Source organism: Odoribacter sp. AF15-53 (assembly GCF_003479425.1).
Taxonomy (GTDB): Bacteria; Bacteroidota; Bacteroidia; order Bacteroidales; family Marinifilaceae; genus Butyricimonas.
In genome coordinates, this window is sequence record NZ_QUHC01000025.1 from 1 (window position 1) to 17,827 (window position 17,827).

17 protein-coding genes and 1 tRNA gene are annotated in these 17,827 nt (G+C 43.4%); 13 read left to right on the forward strand and 5 right to left on the reverse strand.

What is annotated here, in order from left to right; translation table 11 throughout:
- Positions 1–127 precede the first annotated feature (127 nt).
- Positions 128–200: transfer RNA gene (locus tag DWW52_RS20530), tRNA-Leu, on the reverse strand.
- 168 nt (positions 201–368) lie between these two features.
- Positions 369–491, reverse strand: coding sequence for a hypothetical protein (locus tag DWW52_RS21335; protein WP_255419016.1), 123 nt, complete (start codon positions 489–491; stop codon positions 369–371).
- A 250-nt stretch (positions 492–741) separates the two neighbouring features.
- On the opposite strand from DWW52_RS21335, the gene DWW52_RS20535 reads away from it, so the two are divergent.
- On the forward strand, positions 742–1,035 hold the full coding sequence (locus DWW52_RS20535; RefSeq protein ID WP_118717810.1) for an RNA-binding protein: 294 nt from the start codon (positions 742–744) through the stop codon (positions 1,033–1,035).
- Positions 1,036–1,094: 59 nt separating this feature from the next.
- Here DWW52_RS20535 and DWW52_RS20540 read toward each other — a convergent pair whose 3' ends face one another.
- Positions 1,095–1,697, reverse strand: coding sequence for a hypothetical protein (locus tag DWW52_RS20540; RefSeq protein WP_118717785.1), 603 nt, complete (start codon positions 1,695–1,697; stop codon positions 1,095–1,097).
- A gap of 11 nt (positions 1,698–1,708) precedes the next feature.
- A complete protein-coding gene (thiL, locus tag DWW52_RS20545; RefSeq protein ID WP_118717787.1) occupies positions 1,709–2,761 on the reverse strand; it encodes a thiamine-phosphate kinase in 1,053 nt (350 codons plus the stop codon).
- Positions 2,762–3,055: 294 nt separating this feature from the next.
- On the opposite strand from thiL, the gene sufB reads away from it, so the two are divergent.
- The 7 genes from sufB (at position 3,056) to queG (ending at position 9,733) form a co-directional block, all read left to right on the forward strand.
- Positions 3,056–4,501, forward strand: coding sequence for a Fe-S cluster assembly protein SufB (gene sufB / locus DWW52_RS20550; RefSeq protein ID WP_118717789.1), 1,446 nt, complete (start codon positions 3,056–3,058; stop codon positions 4,499–4,501).
- Between the two features lie 117 nt (positions 4,502–4,618).
- Complete coding sequence (gene sufC, locus DWW52_RS20555) at positions 4,619–5,386, forward strand: Fe-S cluster assembly ATPase SufC (RefSeq protein WP_118717791.1); 768 nt, start codon at positions 4,619–4,621, stop codon at positions 5,384–5,386.
- Positions 5,387–5,392: 6 nt separating this feature from the next.
- Positions 5,393–6,754, forward strand: coding sequence for a Fe-S cluster assembly protein SufD (sufD, locus tag DWW52_RS20560; protein WP_118717793.1), 1,362 nt, complete (start codon positions 5,393–5,395; stop codon positions 6,752–6,754).
- Between the two features lie 3 nt (positions 6,755–6,757).
- A complete protein-coding gene (locus DWW52_RS20565) occupies positions 6,758–7,978 on the forward strand; it encodes an aminotransferase class V-fold PLP-dependent enzyme (protein ID WP_118717794.1) in 1,221 nt (406 codons plus the stop codon).
- A 4-nt stretch (positions 7,979–7,982) separates the two neighbouring features.
- Positions 7,983–8,399 (forward strand): SufE family protein, encoded by a 417-nt coding sequence (locus tag DWW52_RS20570; RefSeq protein ID WP_118717796.1) that lies wholly within the window; start codon positions 7,983–7,985, stop codon positions 8,397–8,399.
- An 8-nt stretch (positions 8,400–8,407) separates the two neighbouring features.
- On the forward strand, positions 8,408–8,722 hold the full coding sequence (locus DWW52_RS20575) for a metal-sulfur cluster assembly factor (RefSeq protein ID WP_118717798.1): 315 nt from the start codon (positions 8,408–8,410) through the stop codon (positions 8,720–8,722).
- 111 nt (positions 8,723–8,833) lie between these two features.
- Entirely contained in the window at positions 8,834–9,733 is a 900-nt protein-coding gene (queG, locus tag DWW52_RS20580; RefSeq protein WP_118717800.1) for a tRNA epoxyqueuosine(34) reductase QueG, read from the forward strand.
- A 22-nt stretch (positions 9,734–9,755) separates the two neighbouring features.
- On the opposite strand, the gene DWW52_RS20585 is transcribed toward queG, so the two are convergent.
- Positions 9,756–10,328, reverse strand: coding sequence for an RNA polymerase sigma-70 factor (locus DWW52_RS20585; RefSeq protein WP_118717802.1), 573 nt, complete (start codon positions 10,326–10,328; stop codon positions 9,756–9,758).
- Positions 10,329–10,454: 126 nt separating this feature from the next.
- Here DWW52_RS20585 and DWW52_RS20590 point away from each other — a divergent pair, with 126 nt between their 5' ends.
- The 5 genes from DWW52_RS20590 to DWW52_RS20610 form a co-directional block, all read left to right on the forward strand.
- On the forward strand, positions 10,455–11,537 hold the full coding sequence (locus tag DWW52_RS20590) for a FecR family protein (RefSeq protein ID WP_118717804.1): 1,083 nt from the start codon (positions 10,455–10,457) through the stop codon (positions 11,535–11,537).
- 89 nt (positions 11,538–11,626) lie between these two features.
- Complete coding sequence (locus DWW52_RS20595) at positions 11,627–15,175, forward strand: SusC/RagA family TonB-linked outer membrane protein (protein WP_233557003.1); 3,549 nt, start codon at positions 11,627–11,629, stop codon at positions 15,173–15,175.
- A gap of 3 nt (positions 15,176–15,178) precedes the next feature.
- Positions 15,179–16,705 carry a RagB/SusD family nutrient uptake outer membrane protein gene (locus tag DWW52_RS20600; RefSeq protein WP_118717806.1) on the forward strand — a complete coding sequence of 509 codons (1,527 nt, stop codon included), beginning with the start codon at positions 15,179–15,181 and terminating at the stop codon, positions 16,703–16,705.
- Between the two features lie 11 nt (positions 16,706–16,716).
- Positions 16,717–17,364, forward strand: coding sequence for a hypothetical protein (locus tag DWW52_RS20605; RefSeq protein WP_118717814.1), 648 nt, complete (start codon positions 16,717–16,719; stop codon positions 17,362–17,364).
- Between the two features lie 10 nt (positions 17,365–17,374).
- A partial coding sequence (locus tag DWW52_RS20610) for a hypothetical protein (protein ID WP_118717808.1) occupies positions 17,375–17,827 on the forward strand: 453 nt, incomplete at its 3' end.

The following is a 17,827-nucleotide window of genomic DNA, read 5'->3' on the forward strand; positions in this document are numbered from 1 at the left end:
GGTCCACCTAATTTTTCACGTGAGCCAATTTTTCACGTGAGCCGTAAATATTCGTGGATGATCAAAAAATAAACCCTTGAATTTGCTTTAAATTCAAGGGTTTTCACCGTTTTTCTCTTTTATTATGTGGTACCACCAGGAATCGAACCGGGGACACAAGGATTTTAAGTCCTTTGCTCTACCAACTGAGCTATGGTACCAGTGTTATTGTTTAACGGGTGCAAAAGTAAAGGAAATTTTTGAAATCACAAGCGTTTTATTAGAAAAAAATGAGGAAAATGGGAAAAAATGCCGTTTGGGAGGGTGAAGTATGTAGTATTTTGAGTTAAAATAAGAAGAAAACGGATGGAAATGAGGTAAAAGACAGGCTACAACTCCAGTACCGCTCCCGAACACGTACGGAGTACCACCGGAGGGTACGGTTGCGGAATGATTGTTGTCGTGATCGTGTATCCTAGAGAAGGCTTTATCTCTTCTCGTTTACTTTTCATCTGTGGGGAATAGAGAGGAAAACATGTATTATTCATAAAAAAAAATCATGTGATAACAGAAGCAAGGCATATTTTGCCATAGCTGTTTCGGGAAGATCAAGAATAAAGAAAAAATGCAGGATTATTTTTGATTATTAATAAATTACTTATATTTGTCGCGTTAGAAGATAAATAGTTGTTTATCGTTGAAACCAAAGATATACCTCTACGTACCCTTCTATATGTATTATTAATTTTAATTATTTTTATTGTGAATATTTTTGTTGCAAAGTTAAGCTCCACGACTACAAGTGAGGACTTACAAGCTCTTTTCTCAGAGCACGGTTCTGTTTCTTCAGCCAAAGTTATTATGGATAGAGAAACTGGTAACTCTAAATGTTTTGGTTTTGTTGAAATGGAAGATGAAACTGAAGGTTTCAACGCAATCAATGCTTTGAATGAATCTGATTTCCAAGGAAGGAAAATTGTTGTGAAAAAAGCAAGACCGAGAGAAGAAGGAGGCGACGATAGAGGTCATAGAGCCCCAAGAGAAAGAAGATTTTGATTCTGATCGTTAAGAATGAAGTAACTGAGAGCTTGAGTGGCTCTCAGTTTTTTTGTATGCTATTTGCCATATTTGGCTTTCAAGTAGGCGTATAGTACCTGGTGCATTAACTGGGCTTCTGCAAGTTCCTGGTCGGATAAATTGGGTGCGAGAGTGATGCCGTTACAAACGTCAGTTAGTTGTTCATCCCGGTCAATCCGTTCGCTGAAGTTTTGCTCCATGAAAAAGATGTCGGATAGTTGCATCCGTTCAAGGGATTCGAGGGCAAGGTTGCGAGCTTCCAGAAGATTGTTCTCCCTGAATTTTTTCAGGAAGACTTCAATCAAACTGTCCGTGAAATAATCGGCGAAATAGTGCATCAGGATAATCCGTTTTTTGACGCATTCGTAAATATGGGCCGGGGCTGACGAGATACTTTCACTAATGCCCAGGTAGGCCAGTTCTGCCAGTTCGATACTTTCCTCTTCTTCTTCATCCAGTTCGAGCAGGAGAATTTTGTATAACAAATCAGCGTAGTCTTCCTGGCGGGTGATATCCCGGCTTTCGTGGTAGTATTCGAAGCGATTGGGAATGACTCTTTTCAGCAGGAGGCGGAGGGCTTTGCGATCCCCACTGGCACTGTGGAGTAAAGATTCGTCAAGTATGTTTTCCAGTCTATTCATCGTAAAATATATTATTTATCATCGGAAGGGGTAAAGTTTACCCAGCCTTGCGCTTTTAATTCAAATGAATTGCCATCTTTCGTGATCAAATTGTAGCCTTCATTTTTCGAACAGGTGTGACCGATGATACTAATTTCTTCCATGGTAATCAGTTTGTCGTAGGCATCCAGAGGTGCTGTGAACAATAATTCGTAGTCTTCTCCACCGGAGAGGGCGCATACTGTGGCGTTCATGTTGAGTTCCTCGGCCATTTTATAGGTTTGGTAGTCGATCGGGATTTTTTCCTCGTATATGTTACAACCGAGGCCGGAGTCGTGACAGATGTGCAGGATTTCGGAAGAAAGGCCGTCTGAAACATCCATCATGGCTGTTGGTTTGATCCCTTTTTCTTTCAACAACCGGATAATATCCATCCGGGCTTCGGGTTTCAACTGGCGTTCGAGGATGTACTCGTACCCGGAAAAATCGGGTTGTGCCTTGGAATTCTCCTTGAAAACTACTTTTTCTCTTTCGAGTAATTGGAGGCCCATGTAGGCGGCCCCAAGATCACCGCTGACACAGATCAGGTTGTTCTCCTGAGCGGTGTTCCGGTAGACAATATCTTCTTCGTTGGCTTCCCCGATGACCGTGATACTGATGCACATTCCTATTTGCGATGAGGTGGTGTCCCCACCCACGAGATCGATCCCGTAGTGGTCACAAGCCAAGTAAATTCCCTCGTATAGTTCGTCGATTGCTTCCAGGGAGAAACGGTTGGATACGGCCAGTGATACCGTGATCTGTCTGGGAGTTCCGTTCATGGCGTAGATGTCGCTGGCGTTCGTGGCGACAGCTTTAAATCCCAGGTGTTTCAAGGGGGCGTAGGCAAGATCAAAATGTACGCCTTCGATCAGCATGTCGGTACTTACCAGCACTTTCTTGTCCTTGTAATCCAGTACTGCGGCATCGTCTCCAACCCCTTTCAATGAAGATTCGTTTTTTAATTTTATATCTTGTGTCAGGTGACGGATCAATCCGAATTCCCCTAACGTGGATAATTTCGTTAATGGTTTGTTTTCACTCATGTTCGTGTTCTTAATTTCGAGAACAAAAATAAGCTAAATTGATGAACGACGCAAATGAATATGTGGCTTCGCCACGTTACAGGTTTGCAGGTTACAAGTTTGAGGTTACGGGTTTATGCTTAATAGCTGAATCATAATGGGGATTTATCACGTAATAGATATTATCTACCCGATAGATGATTGGGCGGGTGATTTTTTTTTATACTTTTGCACAGATTGATAAAATTGAATTTTTTGGGGAAGTTTGTTCCTGTCATTTTCAATTTTCAATTTTCAATTTTCAATTAAATAGTTATGGCTAAAGAACAAGACGATATATTGAACGAAGTAACTGAGGGTGAGTATAAATACGGTTTTGTTTCTGACGTGGAAACCGAGATGATCGGGAAAGGATTGAACGAGTCGGTGATCCGGTTGATTTCACAGAAGAAAGAGGAGCCGGAATGGATGCTGGAATTCCGGTTGAAAGCCTACCGTCATTGGCTTACCATGAAAATGCCCACGTGGGCTAAATTGGAGATCCCGCCAATTGATTATCAGAATATCGTGTATTATGCTGCCCCGAAGCAAGAGGTAAAGAAGTCATGGGACGAGGTTGACCCGGAGTTGAAGGCTACTTTTGACAAGTTGGGGATTCCTTTGGATGAACAAAAGGCGTTATCCGGGGTGGCGGTGGATGCCGTGATGGATAGCGTGTCGGTGAAAACGACGTTTAAGGAGACCTTGGCAGAACGGGGTGTGATCTTTTGCTCGTTTTCCGAGGCGGTGAAAAATCACCCGGATCTGGTGAAGCGTTATTTGGGGTCAGTAGTTCCTTATTCGGATAATTTTTTCGCTGCGTTAAATTCAGCAGTCTTTAGTGACGGGTCATTCGTGTATATCCCGAAAGGGGTACGTTGCCCCATGGAGTTATCGACGTATTTCCGGATTAATGCGGCAAACACGGGACAATTCGAGCGTACGTTGATCGTGGCCGAGGAGGAGAGTTACGTGAGTTATCTGGAAGGATGTACAGCCCCGCAGCGGGATGAGAACCAGTTACACGCGGCAATCGTGGAGATCGTGGTGGAGAAAAATGCAGAAGTGAAATATAGTACGGTGCAGAACTGGTACCCGGGTGACAAGAACGGGAAAGGAGGTATCTATAATTTCGTGACCAAGCGGGGAATTTGCAAGGGGGATAACGCTAAGTTGATTTGGGCTCAAGTGGAGACCGGATCGGCAATTACCTGGAAATATCCGAGTACGATATTGAAGGGGGACGGGTCGGTGAGTGAGTTCTATTCCGTGGCGGTAACGAATAACTATCAACAGGCGGACACGGGAACCAAAATGATTCATATCGGGAACAACACGCGTAGCCGGATCGTTTCGAAAGGTATTTCCGCCGGGTATAGTTCCAATTCTTACCGGGGACGGGTGAAGGTGGTGAAGAATTGCAAGAATGCCCGGAATTTTTCGCAATGTGATTCTTTGCTTTTAGGTGATAAGTGCGGGGCACATACGTTTCCTTACCTGGAAGTGGCAAATCCCACGGCACAAGTGGAACACGAAGCGACAACCTCGAAGATCGGAGAGGACCAGATATTTTATTGTAATCAGCGAGGTATTTCAACGGAAGATGCTATTGGCTTGATCATTAAAGGATATGCCGGGGATGTGATTAACAAGATGCCAATGGAATTTGCCGTGGAAGCGCAAAAGTTATTGCAGATCAGCCTGGCAGGAAGCGTGGGGTAAGAGCTAGAAGTTAAAAACTAAAAGCTAAAAATTGAAGAGACTGTCGGCCTAGGGAGTAATGCAGGAATAGGATTTGGATCAAGAATCTAAAATCTAAAATCAAAAATCTAAAATATTATGAAGGGGTTACTAAAGATAAAAAACTTACATGCCGCGATTGACGGGAAAGAGATATTGAAAGGGATCGACTTGGAGGTGAATGCCGGGGAGGTTCACGCGATCATGGGACCGAATGGAGCCGGGAAAAGTACGTTGTCGGCCGTGTTGACAGGCCGGGAATGTTTCGAGGTGACGGAAGGAGAGGTTTGGTTTAACGGGAAGAATTTATTGGAGCTTCCGGCAGAAGACCGGGCAAGGGAAGGGATATTCCTGAGTTTCCAGTATCCGGTGGAGATTCCCGGCGTGAGCACGGTGAATTTTTTGAAGACGGCAGTAAACGAACAGCGTAAATATAAAGGTTTGCCCCCATACCCGGCAAGCGAGTTCTTGAAGATGATCAGGGAAAAGATGGAATTGGTCAATATTGATAGCCGATTGTTGAATCGTTCTCTGAATGAAGGATTTTCCGGTGGCGAGAAGAAGAAGAACGAGATATTTCAGATGGCGGTGTTGGAACCGAAATTAGCCATTTTGGACGAGACGGATTCCGGGTTGGATATTGACGCTTTGCGTATCGTGGCCAACGGGGTGAACAAGTTAAAACGGCCGGATAACTCGACTATCGTGATCACTCACTATCAACGTTTGCTGGATTACATCGTTCCGGATGTCGTGCATGTGTTGTATGACGGTCGTATCGTGAAAACGGCGGGTAAAGAGCTGGTCATGGAATTGGAGAAGTATGGTTATGATTGGATAAAACAAGAAGTTGAGGCCGGTAAGTAATTGAAGATGGAAAGATTAGAAAAGATAAATAATGATTTTGCGACTCTTTTCCGGGAGGGACAACGTTTGCTGCGTGAGGGATGTGGTGAGACGATGAATCGTTACCGGGATGAGGCATTTCAACGTTTCGAGGCTGTCGGTGGTGTCCCCTATAAGACGGAGGATTACCTGTATGCGGATACCTTGCCAGTCTTTGATCGGGACTATAAGGTGGTGTTGAAGAATATCAAACAAGGAGTTGATTTGAGCGAGATATTCAAATGTCACGTGCCGAATTTGGATACCAATTTAATTTTGATGATTAACGGTTGGTTTGTTAAGGAAAATGCGGCACCCGAAATACCGGAAGGAGTAGTAATTTGCAGTATGGCGGAAGCCAGCGTGAAATACAAGGAATTGTTCGAGCAGCATTATAACCAATACACGAAGCCGGCTGATACGGATGGATTGGTGGCGTTGAACACGGCTTTTGCTCAAGACGGGGTATTTGTCTATGTGCCTGATCGGGTGATCATGGAGCGCCCTTTGCAGATCGTGAATTTGATGCGGGCGAATGATAATCTGATGTCGTTCCAGCGGAATATGGTGATTCTGGGACGTGATGCAAAAGCCACGGTTCTGGTATGTGATCACACGCTTTCTGATGATAGTTTTCTGGCGAATAACGCGACAGAAATTGTTGTTGGAGAAAATTCGGCTTTTGAATATTATCATGTTCAAAATCAACATATAGAGGCTTCACAGATAAATAGCGTGTTTGTTTCTCAGAAGCGGAATTCCCGTTATGATGCCAACGTGATTTCACTGTACGGGGGATTTATTCGCAATAATCTTTTTGCCGCGTTGACGGAAGAGGGAGGCGAGTGTAATCTTTACGGGATGTACCTGTCGGATAAAAAACAACAGGTGGATAACTTCACCTTTATTGATCATATAGCCCCGCATTGTACAAGTAACCAGCATTTTAAAGGAGTGTTGGATGATGCTGCTTTGGCTAATTTTGCCGGGCGGATCACGGTGCGGCCTGATGCGCAAAAAACGGAGGCTTACCAGGCGAACAATAATTTGTTGCTGACCGATACGGCGCAAGTGAACACAAAACCCCAGTTAGTGATTGATGCCGATGACGTGAAATGTAGTCACGGTGCTACCGTGGGACAGATTGACGAGGAGGCGATGTTTTATTTGCGTTCGCGGGGTATTGGCGAGGGAGAGGCTCGTATGATGATGATGTTTGGTTTCGCGCACGAAATCGTGGGACGGGTAAAACTGGAACCACTTCGGACCGAAATTGACGATTTGGTGGATAAACGTTTAAGAGGAGAATTAACCAAGTGTCACAATTGCGTGATGCATTGTAAGAAATAAACTATGTTTGATGTCAATCGGATAAGGAAAGATTTCCCGATACTTGAGGAGGAAATATATGGTAAGCCGTTGGTTTACCTGGATAACGGGGCTACCACGCAACGCCCGTTGCAGGTGGTGGAAAGGATGACGGAGTATTACCTGCGTTATAATTCCAACGTGCATCGGGGGGTGCATTATCTGAGTAACAAATGTACGGATGCCAATGAACAAGCTCGGGAGACGGTGCGGGAGTTCATTAATGCGGTTTCCACGGATGAGATTATTTTTACCAGGGGAACTACCGAGAGTATCAATCTAGTGGCTCATTCTTTCGGGGAAGCTTTTATTCGTGAGGGGGACGAGATTATCGTGACGGAAATGGAACATCACGCGAATATCGTGCCTTGGCAAATGTTGTGCGAGCGAAAGAAAGCTGTGTTGAAAGTGGTACCCTTCAATGGTAAAGGTGAGTTGAACATGGAGGAGTTCGGGAAGTTGTTGAACGAGCGTGTGAAGTTGGTCGGTGTGGCTTACGTGTCGAACGTGTTGGGAACCGTGAATCCGGTGAAAGAGATTATTGATGCGGCTCACGCATTTGGCGCGTACGTATTGGTGGACGGGGCGCAGGCGATACAACATATTCCGGTTGACATGCAGGCTTTGGATTGCGATTTCTTCGCTTTTTCCGGTCATAAGGTATATGGCCCGACAGGAGTTGGCGTGTTGTACGGGAAGCGAGGCTTGTTGGAGCAGATGCCGCCTTGGCAGGGAGGGGGCGAGATGATTAAAGAAGTGCGCTTCGAGAAAACGACGTATAACGATTTACCTTTTAAATTCGAGGCGGGAACACCTGATTTTATCGGTGTTATCGGGTTGGGCGAAGCCTTGGAATACGTGAAGGGGATCGGTTTGCAGGATATTGCCAGTTATGAACACGATTTAATGAATTATGCCATGGAGCAAATCCGGACAGTTCCGAATATCATTCTATTCGGAGAAGCGGCTGAGAAATCTTCCGTGATCTCGTTCGGAATAGGAGGTATACATCATTTTGATTTGGGTACCTTGTTGGATAAAATGGGGATAGCGATACGTACGGGACAGTTATGTGCCGAACCCGTGATGCAGCATTACGGGGTGACGGGAATGGCTCGTGCTTCCATTGCCATGTATAATACTCGGGAAGAAATCGATGTATTCTGTGAAGGGCTAAGAAAGATAGAAAAGATTTTCAAATTATAAGACGATGACAATAGAAGAGATCGAGAATCAGATTGTGGATGAATTTTCCATATATGATGATTGGATGGACAAATATGCCTACCTGATTGAAATCGGTAATGGCTTGGCAGCCATGGGTGAAGAGCATAAAACGGGAGACAATTTGATCAAAGGGTGTCAATCCCAAGTGTGGTTTCACGCGGAGTTGAAAGACGGGAAATTGTATTTCGAGGCTGATAGTGATGCTATCATCACGAAAGGGATTGCCGGGTTATTGATCCGGGTATTTTCAGGGCAGACACCTCACGATATAGTGAAGGCGGATTTGAAATTTATAGATACCATCGGGTTGACTCAGCATTTGTCTCCGACCCGTTCCAACGGATTGTTGTCAATGGTGAAACAAATAAAGTATTACGCCTTGGCTTACGAGGGAAAATAACGAGCGATATGGGAAAAAGTTTAATGGAAGATTTGGTGATCGAGAAATTATCTACCGTTTATGATCCGGAAGTTCCGGTAAATATATGGGAGTTAGGACTGGTTTACGGGATCGAATTCCCGAAGCCGAATGAGGTGATTATTACCATGACCTTGACAGCTCCAGGGTGTCCGATTGCCGATCAAATCGTGCAAGAAGTACATGATGTGGTATTGACGCTTGACGGGATTGATGAGGTCACGGTAAATTTGACTTTCGAACCGGCTTGGGGACCTGAACGAATGAGCGAGGTGGCTCGGCTAGAATTGGGATTTGATATTTAAGTTCATAAAGTTTATAGGGTTCATAAAGTGCTTTAGGGGCTTTTGAACTATAGATTGGTGATTTGTTGATGCGTTGTAAACTTTATGGGCTTTACAAACTTTTCAACTGAAATGAAGCTGGAAGTTTTAAAGAATAAAGCTTGGGAATGCGGGTTTGATGCCTGTGGGGTGGTTCCGGTGGAAATATTAACCCGGGAACGGGAGAGATTGGAACGTTGGTTAGGCCGAGGGTTTCACGCGGGAATGAATTACATGGCTAATAATATAGAGAAGCGGGAGAATCCCGCTTTATTAGTTGAGGGGGCTCGTTCCGTGATTGTTACTTTGACAAATTACTATACTTCCGAGCGACAACACCCGGATGCTCCTATTGCTGCCCGTTATGCTTACGGGAAAGATTATCATCGGGTGGTTAAGGATCGGTTATTCAAATTATATTCTTCTTTACAAGAAAAGGACGGACGGAAAATTACCGGGCGAATTTTTGTTGACTCGGCTCCGGTATTTGAGCATGAATGGGCAAGGAGGGCTGGGTTGGGGTGGATCGGACGTAATTCATTGTTGATTCATCCGAAATTAGGCTCTTTTTGTTTTATCGGTGTCATTATATCCGATTTTGAACCGGATTCTTACTCTTCCTCTGAATCCCGGAATTTCTGTGGAACGTGTAATCGTTGCGTGAAAGCTTGTCCTACGGGGGCTCTTTCTCCTTATGAAGTAAACGCGAATCTGTGTATTTCTTATAATACGATAGAGCGTAAAGATGAAATTCCCCCGTTGATAAAAGAAAAGATGGGAAATCGTTTTTTCGGTTGTGATGCTTGTCAGGATGCTTGCCCGTGGAATCGTGGGGCTGTTTTACATCACGTGGAAGAGTTTGCCTCCAATCCGTGGGTGATGACGATGAGTCGGGAAGATTGGTTGGATATGGATGAAGATACTTTCAAGGAGCGTTTCGCGGATACTCCGTTCACACGTCCAGGACTGGAACGGATCAAGCGAAATATTTGATGCTACATCTCATGAATTCTTTTTAAGGTTGCAACAGGTAAATCACGTATGCAATCGCTAAATAATCAGCAAGCTCGATTCTGAGCTTTTTCAAGGCAATACCGATTTGTTTTTCTACCGTGCGAGAAGAAAGTTGTAATTCTTCGGCAATTTCAGCCACGTTCTTGTTATCGAACCGGTTCATTATAAATATTTTCTGGCATTGAGGTGGGAGACGTCGTATAGCTTGCTCGATATGTTCCCGCAACTCGGTTTCCACGTAATACTCCCACGTGAGTAATCCCGTGACATCTCCTTTTTGGAGGATGTTTTCCTGGTAATTATTACGGACTTTTAGTTGTGCCAGATAGTTGAGCGAGCGATTTCGTACCGAGGAGAACAGGTAACTTTTACGTTCTTTCATTTGTAACACCTCTTTCCTTTCCCACACGGAAGTGAACACGTCGCACACGATGTCTTCAGCGGCGGCCGGGTCACCAGTGAGATGGGTGGCATACACGACCAAGCTGGAATAATGCATGTTGAATAGTGATTCGAATAAATCAATATTTCGATCAGGGCGTGTCGAAAAAATATGTTGCTTTAAATGATCCATGATTTATTTATAGCCACATCTGTAATGCCGAGTGACAAAGGTAAAAAATATATTTGAATTTTTTTTGCCGGTCATTTACGTATATTTTGCCGGTGAACTGTTTTAAGTATATATAAAGGATAAAATATGATAGAAAGAGACGATTTGGATGTTGAAAATCCGGGAATACAACAAGAAAAATTGGACGCGGCCTTCGATTTATTGAAACAGATCGAGGCCGTGGATAAAAGGCACGGGTATGACCGGGTGGTGAGACCTTTGCGGCTACGGGAAAAGCGGTTGAGGGTATGGAGGTGGGTAGCGGCGTGTGCTGCGATCGTGTGCCCGTTAATTGTCGGGGAAATTTGGCTGACGGAAAGATCTATAGACGATATCCCGTTAGTAAAAACAGATTCCATCGTGCCCGGGATGAGCAAAGCGCGTCTGGTGTTGGGTAATAAGAAAGAGGTTCTTTTGGATACCCTGTCCACGCGTGATCTTTTGGTAGATGCCGGAATTACCATTCGAAAAGAGGGGAAAGGCGTGATCTATGAATCCCGACAACAAGCTGGAGAGAAAGATCCTGTTTATAATGAATTAATCGTTCCCCGGGGGGGAGAGTATGATGTGATTTTGGAAGATGGCACTCACGTGTGGTTGAATGCGGATTCTAAATTAAAATATCCCGCCGTGTTTACCGGGAAACAACGTAGGGTGTACTTGGAAGGGGAGGGGTATTTTGATGTGGCCAAAGATTCGATCAGGCCTTTTCTCGTGGAGACCCGGGAACAGAATATACAAGTGTTGGGAACGGCTTTTAATGTCTACGCGTATTTCGGAGAGCAAATGAATTATACAACTCTCGTGCGAGGAAAAGTGTCGGTACGGGATAAACGAGGAGGAAAACAGTGGATTTTGCATCCCGGGCAGCAAGTTTGCATGGATGTCACTAATGAGGAATGCGTGGTGCGAGAGGTAGATGTACGGAAAGAAATAGCGTGGAAAGATGGATTGTTCGTGTTTCATGGGCAAACACTGGAACAGATTATGACGAAGTTGGCGCGTTGGTACGATATAACGGTTTTCTTCCAGAGTGAGGAAGCGAAAAGTTTATTGTTTAAAGGTAATCTTCCCAGGTATAGCGATTTTCAAATAATGCTGAATGTACTGGAAAAGAGTAGTAACGTGCAATTTAATGTAAAAGATCGGGTGGTAACCGTAAGTATATAAAAAAACAAGAGGAATCTGGTAATTCCTCCTGTATAACGAAGCATCTGCTGGTAACAGATGAATGTCAAATTAAAAAGTAAAACAAAGTTATGAAAAAAAAGCATGAGTATGCCTTTTTCTCGAAAGGGAAATGGCGAAAAATCTTGTTGATTATGAAATTGAAACTGTTTATTCTGTTATGTTGTATCCAGTCTGTAAATGCGACGGTTTTCTCGCAAGAACAGAAATTGGATATCTCGTTTGATAACGAGCTTGTTATAAAGGTGATTGATTACTTGCAAAATCAGACTGGGGTACAGTTCTTTTATTTGGATAAGAATGTGGCAGCTACCGACCGGGTGTCGGTAAACATGAAACAGGCAACACTACCGGAAATATTGGATAAGGTGCTGAAAAATAAGGGATATACCTATGAAATGATGGAAGGGGTGGTGATTATTAAACCGATTGTACTTGAGGAGCCCGAGAAAAAATCGTTAAGGTTGAAAGGTTGGGTTTGTGATACAAAAAAACAACCGATGCCGGGAGTGACGGTGAAGATCGTGGGTGTATCTTTGGGGACGGCAACGGATTCAAAAGGATGGTTTGCGCTGGACTTGCCGATGTTGAAAGGAGCGTTGGAATTTTCTTTCGTGGGTTTCAAAACGAAAATATTGGAGTTCAACGGGATGATGGCTAAAGATACTCTGCGAGTTTATTTGGAAGAAGATGTTCAAGCGTTGGATGAGGCTGTTGTGGTTGCTTACGGAACGACAACCCGCAGGGAAATGACAGGGGCTGTATCCACGGTAAAGGGTGAAGAGTTGCAAGGAATTCCTTCTCCTAATATAGCGACTTTATTGCAAGGAAGGGTTGCCGGAATGGATATTACAAATATTTCCGGGGCTCCGGGTGGTGGAGGAACCGCAATAACCATTCGGGGATACAATTCATTGGATATCGAGTTGGAGAGACGTTTTTCTAATCCGCTGTGGGTTGTTGACGGGGTTCCGTTAAATTCTTTCACTTCTCCGATAACGGGAACAAATTTGTTGTCTGATATCAATCCCGATATGATTGAATCGATAGAAGTTTTGAAAGATGCTTCTTCTGCGGCCATATATGGTTCCAGGGCAGCTAATGGGGTGATTATCGTGACGACGAAAAAGGGTCGGCAAAATCAAAAAAGTTCTTTGTCGGTGAATGTTTCGCAGAGTTGGAGTGTGTTGCCGGAATTACCGACTATTATGACGGGACGTTATGAAAGAGATTTTCGTTTAAAAGCGTTGAGAAATGAGTTGATTGCTTATTTGGATATGGAAAATTTACGTTATAAGTATCCTGAAACCTGGGAAGAGAATTACTTGCATCCCGGAGGTACGATGGATGGCTTGATGCACCCCGTCCCTTCTACTTCGAACGGACTTTTTTTTCAGGATAGCCTGAATCCTTTTTATAATAACTCGACGAATTTTTTCCCGATGTATTATCACCGGGGAAAAGTGACAAATGCCAATATCCAGTCTTATGGAGGTTCGGAGAATATAGCTTATAGCCTGGGATTAGGCTATTACGATGAATCGGGTATATTGAAAGGAAGCGGTTTTAATCGGATAGATCTGAATTCTAGTATGAGTATTATTCCGGTAAATAAGTTGACCGTGGACTTGAGGTTGAATGCTTCTTTGGCTAATCGAAAACAGGGATATGGATCGTTTCGTTCCAGTTTTCAAAGTACTCCTATTATCGGTGTTGTACCTGGGGACCCTTATTATCTCAGTTCTCTGTATCCGGGTGAAGGTTCGGCAGTTTGGGACTATATTGTCGACCAGATGAAGAATATAAAAGAGAAAAATCGTTCAATCCGCTTGCGGACGAATTTTAAACTGGGGTATGATATTCTCAAAGGGCTGAATTTGTCCACTTCTTTGGCTGCCGATTATTCGTTAAATCGTCGCAACGGTTTTACACCTTCTTACCTGATGTCTACCAATCGGTCTATGAGTGTAGGTGAAACTGGGATCAGCTTGATGGTATTGAATGAAAATTTATTGAGTTACAAGACCACGATTCATGAAGATCATAACATTAGTGCGGTAGCGGGTTTGTCCTACCAGTATGATCAGACAGAATATAACGGTGGAAGCGGGGAAAATTCTCCCAGTGACCAGATTTATTACGTGCGTCCGGGATTTCCGGATTTGGGGGATGAACAATTGACCCCCTCGCTTACTCGTAAAGTGGCTTTGCAGCACTATCTTTCGGATATGACGGAGCAGGTGCTGATTTCTTATTTTGCACGTTTGGAATACAATTATAAAAAGAAGTATTTGTTTTCTGCTAGTATTCGACGGGATGGAAGTTCTACATTCGGGGAGCATAGGAAATGGGGGACTTTTCCTTCTGTTGCTGCTGCTTGGACATTTTCTGAGGAGGATTTTGTCCGGAATAATTTAACGTGGTTTAATTTCGGTAAAATCCGGGCTAGCTGGGGACGTTCTGGGAAGCATTTCGAGTCTGCTTACCTTGCTTTAGGAATCATGCAAAATGGCGCTCCTTTTGAAGGTAACAGCACGCTTGAACCCTCGTGGTCTTTAGGAGCATATAATCAGGATTTGACCTGGGAAGAGACCGATCAGTATGATTTCGGGTTAGATATGGATTTTCTTGACTATCGTCTGGGGATTACGTTGGATTATTATTATCGTTATACCGACAAGCTTTTGTTTCCGGTGTCTTTACCGGGAGAACATAACGGTTTTAGCTCACAGTGGCAGAACGCTGCCGCTATTTCAAATGAAGGGATCGAGTTATTGATTAAATACGATATATTCAGGAAAAACGATTTTTCGTGGCGGGTATCGGTTAATGGAGCAAAAGTTTGGAATCGTTATGAGAAATCGTATAATAATAAAGATAATTCCCGGGGAATCATCGGTAAGGCATTGAATGGAATCTATGGTTATCGTACGGAAGGGTATGTCAACAGTCAGGATGAAGTTCCAATTGTATACAATAATGTCGGAATGAGTGCTCCTATGGGAGGAATTCAGTATTATAAACCCGGGGATTTGAAATTTGTCGATGTAAACGGTGACGGTTCTATCGGGAGCGGGGATCGAGTATATTTGGGTAGTGCTTTGCCTCAAGTTAGCGGAGGTATTGTCAGCGAGTTGAAATGGAAAGGGTTTGATTTGAATTTTTCATGGGCCTACCAATTGGGACGTCATATATACAATACACTTCCCGGGAGTTCTATTATTCCGAATTATAATGGTTTGGAACATCCTGTTTTGTTGGATGTGCGGGATATCACCTTTTGGGAGCAGCCCGGGGATAATTCGGATTATGCCAAATTACAGGCTGATAGCCAGATGCAGTTTTTCCCGAATGAAGTGAGCGTGATCGACCGTTATGTAGAGAAAGTCAATTGGTTGAAATTGAAAACAGCAACTTTGGGATATGATATACCTCGATCCTTGATTCGGAATTGGAAAATAGAACAGTTGCGTTTCTTTATCAGTGGAGAAAATTTACTGACTTTTTCGAATTATTCGGGTATTGATCCGGAGATAGTGGATATTAGAACCGGTATTGATAGCGGAAGAAATTATCCTTTAGCTAGAAAGTTTACAATAGGTTTAACTTTGAAGTTTTAAGTTATGAAATTGAATGTCATTTTGTTATGTATGTTGTTCTTCGTGGGGTGTACGGATCAGTTGCGAGTAGAGCCGGAGAATAGCCTGACCTTTGGAAATATTACCAAAGAAAAAGATGTAGAGGCTCTAGTGTATGGTGTTGGTGCGGGAGTACGGGATATGGTATGTTGGAATGCTTTGTTGCAGGTGGAGAAAGGAGCTTATGCCGATGAAGTGGATGAATCCCGGCGGGGAGCCCGGATGTTGGAGCTGGAGGCCGGAACAGCTGATTTGTGGGAACCTTGGTATCAGGTGATCATGGGGGCTCAGACGGTATTGGAACACGTGGATGTTGTTGAGATGCCGGGCGAAAGAAGGCAGTTTTATAGAGGGCAGGCTTATTTTTTCAAGGCCTTGGCTTATTTTGATTTGATACGACGTTGGGGAGATTGTATTTTACAAAAAGAGGGAATTAATTGGGAACCGGTGGCAAAAACTCCCTGGCCGGAGGTGTGTGATTTCGCAATAGAAATGGCGGAAAAGGCTGCCGGAATGTTACCTCCCTTTGATAAATTGATTGATTGTAACGGTAACACTATGGTATCGAAATCAACGCCTTGCCAAGGGGCTGCTTATGCTTTGCTTGCTCACTTGTGTGCATGGAAAGCCGGTGGTAAGTATTTTGCAGCCGAAGTCGATAGGAATTATGATGAAAAAAAATTATGGGATATGGCAGAAAAAGCCTGTACCAAGGTGATAGAATCTCCTTTATATGACTTAGTGGCTACGTCAGAAGATGTTTGTGCTTTGGTACTTGTCGGTAACAGTAAGGAAGGAATTTATGAAACGGTAATGAAAGATTATTACAACGAGGTCGGAAAACGGGTATATTCGCTGGGTACAGATTATGTCGGTTATCCCGTGCGTCCCGATTATACACCGGGTATCGTGCAAGATTTCACCTTTCGTATATTCACGGCGTCAGTCCGAAAAATGTATCCGGGAGCAGATGCTAGAAAATATGCTTATTTCTATGATCTTGACGGGATGGATGCCATGGATAAAAGTATAACTGGAGGTTTTGCTTATCCCTATAAGGAGAGAAGCGTGAATGTTACTGTCACGGGGACCAAAAAGAAATTTGCATCTTTTAATTCCAATCGAATTTGGTGGCGTCTGGCTGATATTTATTTGTTGAGAGCGGAAAGTCGGGTACATTTGGGTGGTGATAAACTTGAAGGGGCTATAGATGATTTGAATACGATCAGAGGTAGGGCTGGAGCGGCTCTCTATCAGGCTTCGGAAGATAATGGAGATTTGCAGATGACCGTATTCCGGGAACGTGAAAAAGAGTTACTAATGGAAGGATATCGTTATTATGATATTATCAGGAACGGGCTTATGTATGTGCATTCTTTCTTGGAAGGTGGATACCAAACGGTAACACAACAGGATTGTATTGACGGAGCTTTTTTTCTGATGAATAAAAGTATAGACTTCAAGGAAAATCCCTTGATGCGGCAGAATCTTTATTGGTTAAAAAGACAGTAATTATGAATGATATGAAAAAGATATTGATTGCTTTAAATATGTGTCTGGCTTGTCTGGCTTGTACAACTAAACAGGAAGTTATTGATGGCGGAGTCTCGTCCCCTTATTACGACGGGAGTATTATGGAATACTTGCGTTCGGATCCTGAACAATGGGGATATACAGTGCAGATGATTGAACGGGCCGAGTTGACGAATTTATTCGAAGGGGAGGTGGATACGATACAGGCAATAACTTTTTTTGCTCCACCTTCATTTGCCGTTTATCGTTATTTGATGGATTGTAAATATAAAGGAATTTCGGAAGACAGATATGAAAGTATAGAAGAAATGCCTGTTGAGTTGTGTCGTGAACTGATTTTGAAACATGTTGTCGTAGGGAAGTATTTGAAGGAGGATATCAGGTTCCGGAATATGGACTATGGGATATATGCAGCAGAACAGGATGGTGGAACTGCGTTTACTTGCATGGGGGAGAACCGGGTTATTGCTTATTTGGAACGGAATACTTATAAAGGGATTCCGGAAGCCGGGGCGATAGAGATGTTCTTGTATTCTGTAACGGTCGGGAAAATGATACCTTTGGCTACTCCGAACATACAACCTAAAAACGGAGTGGTTCATGCCTTAAATTATGGTTATGATTTTGGAAAGATTTAAATGAATGATTATGAGAATAATATTGATATTTTCGATAGGAGTGTGGATGATTTTGGGAGCTTGTCAGGATATTACTCCCGGTTATTTGCAGACAGAATATGCGGGGTATACCATGGATTCTATGGTTGTGAAAAAAGTGTTGGACCTGACTCCACCTCAACCGAATCCAACTTTTGAGATGTATGTGAATAATTATGGCTATACTCCGGAATTTTGTGTGCAAAATGGTATTTATCCCACAATAGGAGGAGATGAATATAAACGTGATAAGTACGGATGGCCCTGGACGAGTACGCCGATAGAAGGGGTAGAGGGGACCCGTCCTATTTTTGTCAGCATAAAAAGTATTACCACGGAATCTGGCAATGCGGAAAAAATGTGGGAGGTGTTGAAAGTCAGTGGAGACGGAACTTTTTCAATGCCGGTATATAGTGATGTTCCGTTAGGTCGTTATATCGTGTCG

What these genes read in the sequence shown, in the direction of transcription:
- DWW52_RS21335 (WP_255419016.1), bottom strand. Translation starts at nt 491, where the DNA reads ATGAAAAGTAAACGAGAAGAGATAAAGCCTTCTCTAGGATACACGATC.
- DWW52_RS20540 (WP_118717785.1), bottom strand. Translation starts at nt 1,697, where the DNA reads ATGAATAGACTGGAAAACATACTTGACGAATCTTTACTCCACAGTGCC.
- thiL (WP_118717787.1), bottom strand. Translation starts at nt 2,761, where the DNA reads ATGAGTGAAAACAAACCATTAACGAAATTATCCACGTTAGGGGAATTC.
- sufB (WP_118717789.1), top strand. Translation starts at nt 3,056, where the DNA reads ATGGCTAAAGAACAAGACGATATATTGAACGAAGTAACTGAGGGTGAG.
- sufC (WP_118717791.1), top strand. Translation starts at nt 4,619, where the DNA reads ATGAAGGGGTTACTAAAGATAAAAAACTTACATGCCGCGATTGACGGG.
- sufD (WP_118717793.1), top strand. Translation starts at nt 5,393, where the DNA reads ATGGAAAGATTAGAAAAGATAAATAATGATTTTGCGACTCTTTTCCGG.
- DWW52_RS20565 (WP_118717794.1), top strand. Translation starts at nt 6,758, where the DNA reads ATGTTTGATGTCAATCGGATAAGGAAAGATTTCCCGATACTTGAGGAG.
- DWW52_RS20570 (WP_118717796.1), top strand. Translation starts at nt 7,983, where the DNA reads ATGACAATAGAAGAGATCGAGAATCAGATTGTGGATGAATTTTCCATA.
- DWW52_RS20575 (WP_118717798.1), top strand. Translation starts at nt 8,408, where the DNA reads ATGGGAAAAAGTTTAATGGAAGATTTGGTGATCGAGAAATTATCTACC.
- queG (WP_118717800.1), top strand. Translation starts at nt 8,834, where the DNA reads ATGAAGCTGGAAGTTTTAAAGAATAAAGCTTGGGAATGCGGGTTTGAT.
- DWW52_RS20585 (WP_118717802.1), bottom strand. Translation starts at nt 10,328, where the DNA reads ATGGATCATTTAAAGCAACATATTTTTTCGACACGCCCTGATCGAAAT.
- DWW52_RS20590 (WP_118717804.1), top strand. Translation starts at nt 10,455, where the DNA reads ATGATAGAAAGAGACGATTTGGATGTTGAAAATCCGGGAATACAACAA.
- DWW52_RS20595 (WP_233557003.1), top strand. Translation starts at nt 11,627, where the DNA reads ATGAAAAAAAAGCATGAGTATGCCTTTTTCTCGAAAGGGAAATGGCGA.
- DWW52_RS20600 (WP_118717806.1), top strand. Translation starts at nt 15,179, where the DNA reads ATGAAATTGAATGTCATTTTGTTATGTATGTTGTTCTTCGTGGGGTGT.
- DWW52_RS20605 (WP_118717814.1), top strand. Translation starts at nt 16,717, where the DNA reads ATGAAAAAGATATTGATTGCTTTAAATATGTGTCTGGCTTGTCTGGCT.